The sequence below is a fragment of the Allobosea sp. 05T422_2 genome (assembly GCF_056396265.1).
Genome location: NZ_JBFTLD010000400.1, coordinates 1 through 3,982, shown reverse-complemented (window position 1 = coordinate 3,982; position 3,982 = coordinate 1). Strand labels below are relative to the sequence as shown.

Below are 3,982 nucleotides of genomic sequence, written 5' to 3'. Positions count from 1 at the left end.
ATCCCGACGCTGCCCAGGTTGAAACGGCCAATGGCCCATTCATGACGTCGTCATTGCCGGTGGCGGGCTTTGCCATCATCGAAGCCGCCGATCTGGCCGAGGCCATCGCTATGGTTTCACGAACGCCCTGCGCCGTGGCCCATGGCGTCGTTGAGGTGTGGCCGCTCGAGCAACGCTCATGAAGCGGCACGTCGCGCTGCGCTCAAGCGATGGCGGGGGCGGGGACATGCAGCCATGACTGTCCCGTTCGGGTCMACGCGACTGTCGCGGCACGGCCGGGCAAAGGTGTAAGCGCTCAGGCGCTCTCAGGAGCCGCAGCGGCCAGGCGCGGCAGGCTGATCCGGGCCAAGAGGCCGCGCGGCTGGTTGTCGTGCAGGCTCAGCTCGCCATCATGGGCGGCCGCGATCGACCGGGTGATGGCGAGGCCGAGGCCAAAGCCTTCTGAATCGATCCGCCCGCGTGCCTCGTCGCCGCGCATGAAGGGTTCGAGCAGGCGCAAGCGATCGGCTTCCGGAATACCGGGGCCATCGTCGGCCACCTCGATCAGGAGGGCATCGGGTTCGTTGCGAAGGCGGATGATCACCTGCGTGCCATGGCGCACCGCGTTCTCGACGAGATTGGTCACGGCGCGCTCCAGCTGCTGGGCATCGCCTGTCGCGACGAGCCGTCGCGGCCCCTCGTAGCGCGTCGATGTGCCGATATCGCTGAACTCGTCCGCGACGGTCTGGAGCAGGCTCGAAAGGTCGACAGCACCGCGCTTCTGGCGCCGGTCGACATCGCGCAGATAGGACAGCGCGCCCTGCACCATGGTGCCCATATGCTCCAGATCGCGGGTGAACTGAGCGCGCAGGACAGCGTCCTCGATGAACTCGACGCGCAGGCGCATGCGCGTGATCGGCGTCCTGAGGTCGTGGCTGATCGCCGCCAGCATGCGCGTGCGGTCGGCAAACAGCGCATGGATACGGTCCCTCAAGCGGTTGAGGGCGCGCGCGGCGGTGCGGACTTCGAGGGGGCCCTCCTCGGGCAGCGGCGAGGGATCGCGGTCGATCGAAAACTCCTCGGCAGCCGAGGCGAAGCGCGCGAGCGGCGCCGTGATGCCGCGCGAGGCCCAGAGCGTCAGCGCGCCGATATTGAGCCCGAGCACGATGATCGTGGCGACCACCAGAATGGAGATGGGGCGCGGTGGCGGTGTCCCCATTCCACCGGGCGCGATCTCGACATCGAGGCCCGTGCCGTCGGGAAGCCGGATCGCATAGCCTTGCGGCGGCCTGTCCCCGTCAGGCACCGGGTTCGGCTGCACCGCAAAACCCTCGCCCAGGCGCTGCGCCATGCCCTCCGCGGCGAAAGGATGCGGCTGCGCTGGCAAGGGGGCGGGGTCCTTGGCCGATAGCGTGAACCGGTAGCGCCGATCTGCCGTGTTCGCGGTCTCGACGACCATCTGGCGCAGCTCAGGCTGCGTCCGGGCCACCAGCTTCGCGATCGTCGCCACGCTCTCATAGGCTGGCGGGCCTGGTCTGCCGCGGGGCGCCTGCCAGACCAGGGCGACGGAGAGCACGAGATAGAGCAGGCCGATGACGCCGATCACGAGCAGCGCGATCTGGCTGCCGATCCGTGCGGGCAGGCGAAACGGGTGGATCATTGCCGGGCGACGGCGGGCGTGAAGAGATATCCGCCCGAGCGGATCGTCTTGATCAGTTCGGGCTCGCGCGGCTCGCGCTCGATCTTCTGGCGCAGCCGGCTGATCAGGATATCGATGCTGCGCTCGAACGGTGTGGCGGCGCGTCCMTGCGTCAGATCGAGCAGCGCATCGCGCGCGAGCACGCGCCCGGGCCGCTCGCACAACACCCGCAGCAGATCGAACTCGGCGCCGGTGATAGTGACACGGACATTGTCGGGATTGGTCAACTCGCGGTTATTGGCATTCAGCGTCCAGCCCGCGAAGGAAAAGGAGCCGGGAAGCTCGTCCGGATCGGCCTGTCCGCTGCCCCGTCGCCGCAGCACCGCCCGGATGCGGGCCAGGAGCTCGCGCGGGTTGAACGGTTTGCCGAGATAATCGTCGGCCCCCATTTCGAGGCCGATGATCCTGTCGATATCCTCGCTGCGGGCGGTGAGCATGATGATCGGCAGCTGCATCGTCAGGCCCAGCCGCCGGCAGATCGAGAACCCGTCCTCGCCGGGGAGATTGAGATCGAGCACGATGAGGTCAAACCGGCCGTCCCGCAGAATCCGGTCCATCTCGCGCCCGTCGCGCGCGGTGGAGGTCCGCATGTCGTTCTGCGCGAGATAGCGCGCGACCAGCGTGCTGATCTCGCGATCGTCCTMGACGATCAGGATATGCGCCGATGCGCTCACGTCAGGTTTCCAGGTTTCAAGCGATGTGAGCATATCGGAGGCTTAGGTCCCCTGCAGCCGTCATCATGGCTAAAGCATCGGCAGGGCCGAAGCATCGGCCGGAAAAGTGGATTGCGGTTTTCGGGGCAAAGCCGATGCAATCACAGTTGGTTAGATCATCGGACCGGATACGATATCCGGACCGATGATCTAAGGCCGATAGGCGAGATCGCGGCATCGGATCGTGCCGTCCGCAGCGATCCGGACGGCTCCGATGGCTTGCTCCCGCCCCGTCACCGGATCGCGATAGACCATGCGGCTGCAGGCCGAGGCAGTGTCGGCGGTGTCGGCCCCGAAGATGCGCAAGAGCACCACGCTGATCCACATGGCTGCTGCGGCGAGGACCCCCAGGGCGCGCCTCAGCGACGAGCCCGGCCGCAAGGGTGAAGGGATATCCGGCATAGGCGCTCCGACGTTGCGTGAGCCTGCCGGATAGGTCGCGTTTGTGGCCCCAGTGCCGAACGGATGTTGCTGGAGTGTTTCCGTTTGTATCCCTGAGCGCATCCTCCGCATCTGGCGCAKGGCGGAACTGGCGCCTTGACGATATGTCGGGCCAGCTACTCGGCATCGCCCTGCATCGACGGGTGGGCACTCCTGAAGGCAGGGTGCTCGTTGCACAATCGCTCGACCCGCAGGATGCGCGTGCAATGGTCGATCGGCACCTGGAAACGCCGCGCTGCGTAGAGCTGGGGCAGCAGGTAGATATCCGCCAGGCCGGGCAGGGGGCCGAAGCAATAACCCTCGTCGCCAATCAGCGCCTCGACGGCGCCGAGCCCCTGTCCGATCCAGGTGGCGATCCAGGCCGCAACCTCCGGTTCGGCCTGCCCAAGATTCTGCCTGAGATAGGACAGCGGCGCGACGTTGTGGAGGGGATGAATGTCACAGCCGATGATCGCTGCGACGGCCCGGACCTTCGCACGCAAGACCGGGTCGCGCGGGAGGAGCGCCGGAGCCGGACAGGTCTCCTCGAGATATTCGATGATGGCGGGCGATTGGGTCAGGATGGTGCCGTCGTCGAGTTYCAGTGCCGGCAACCGGCCTTGCGGGTTGAGCGCGCGATAGCTCGCGCCATGTTGCTCTCCGCCGTTCCGGACGAGATGAACGAAGCGCGGCGTGACTTCGAGCCCCTTGAGCGCGAGCGCAATGCGAACGCGGTATGACGAGGTGGACCGCCAATAGGTATAGAGTTTCATCCTGCCTCCCCCTCGACGCGGAACGATGACGGCCGGGCCTTGATCGAAACCAGGTGGCGCCGGCTATATACATGAGGGCCAGTACATAGGCTGCCAGCGCCGCTTGTCCGACCCGCAAAAGCTGGCGGTAACGGGAGACGCTATAGCTCCGAAAGCGAACCCCAGTCCGGCACATGGGCGGCGAGCTTGTCGAGCAGCTGATCAAGTTGTCTTCGTTCTGGTTTGGACAGGCAGGACAGCATCGCCGCCTCGCGAAGTTTCAACGCCGGAATGTAGCGCTGATACAGGGCTCGGCCGGGATCGGTCAGGAAGAGCCGCTGACGTCGGCTGTCGGCTTCATCGGTCAGCCGTCGGATCAGCCCCTTCTTCTCCAGCGCGATGGCCGCACGGCTGACGCC

General features: G+C 66.3%; 6 protein-coding genes. 1 reads left to right on the top strand and 5 read right to left on the bottom strand.

Annotated elements, in window-relative coordinates; translation table 11 throughout:
- Positions 1-182: YciI family protein (locus AC1DJT_RS34955; protein ID WP_476835887.1), on the top strand; the 182-nt coding region annotated here is incomplete at its 5' end.
- A 113-nt stretch (positions 183-295) separates the two neighbouring features.
- On the opposite strand, the gene AC1DJT_RS34950 is transcribed toward AC1DJT_RS34955, so the two are convergent.
- The 5 genes from AC1DJT_RS34950 to AC1DJT_RS34930 all read right to left on the bottom strand — a co-directional run.
- Complete coding sequence (locus AC1DJT_RS34950) at positions 296-1,639, bottom strand: ATP-binding protein (RefSeq protein WP_476768977.1); 1,344 nt, start codon at positions 1,637-1,639, stop codon at positions 296-298.
- Positions 1,636-2,385 (bottom strand): response regulator, encoded by a 750-nt coding sequence (locus AC1DJT_RS34945; RefSeq protein WP_476835886.1) that lies wholly within the window; start codon positions 2,383-2,385, stop codon positions 1,636-1,638. Before AC1DJT_RS34945 ends, AC1DJT_RS34950 begins: the two co-directional genes overlap by 4 nt.
- Positions 2,386-2,541: 156 nt before the next feature.
- Positions 2,542-2,793 (bottom strand): hypothetical protein, encoded by a 252-nt coding sequence (locus tag AC1DJT_RS34940; protein ID WP_441492809.1) that lies wholly within the window; start codon positions 2,791-2,793, stop codon positions 2,542-2,544.
- Positions 2,794-2,948: 155 nt separating this feature from the next.
- Positions 2,949-3,584, bottom strand: a complete 636-nt coding sequence (gene maiA / locus AC1DJT_RS34935; protein WP_476835885.1) for a maleylacetoacetate isomerase — start codon at positions 3,582-3,584, stop codon at positions 2,949-2,951.
- Between the two features lie 140 nt (positions 3,585-3,724).
- On the bottom strand, positions 3,725-3,982 hold a 258-nt coding region (locus AC1DJT_RS34930), incomplete at its 5' end, for a MarR family winged helix-turn-helix transcriptional regulator (RefSeq protein WP_476835884.1).

What these genes read in the sequence shown, in the direction of transcription:
- AC1DJT_RS34950 (WP_476768977.1), bottom strand. Translation starts at nt 1,639, where the DNA reads ATGATCCACCCGTTTCGCCTGCCCGCACGGATCGGCAGCCAGATCGCG.
- AC1DJT_RS34940 (WP_441492809.1), bottom strand. Translation starts at nt 2,793, where the DNA reads ATGCCGGATATCCCTTCACCCTTGCGGCCGGGCTCGTCGCTGAGGCGC.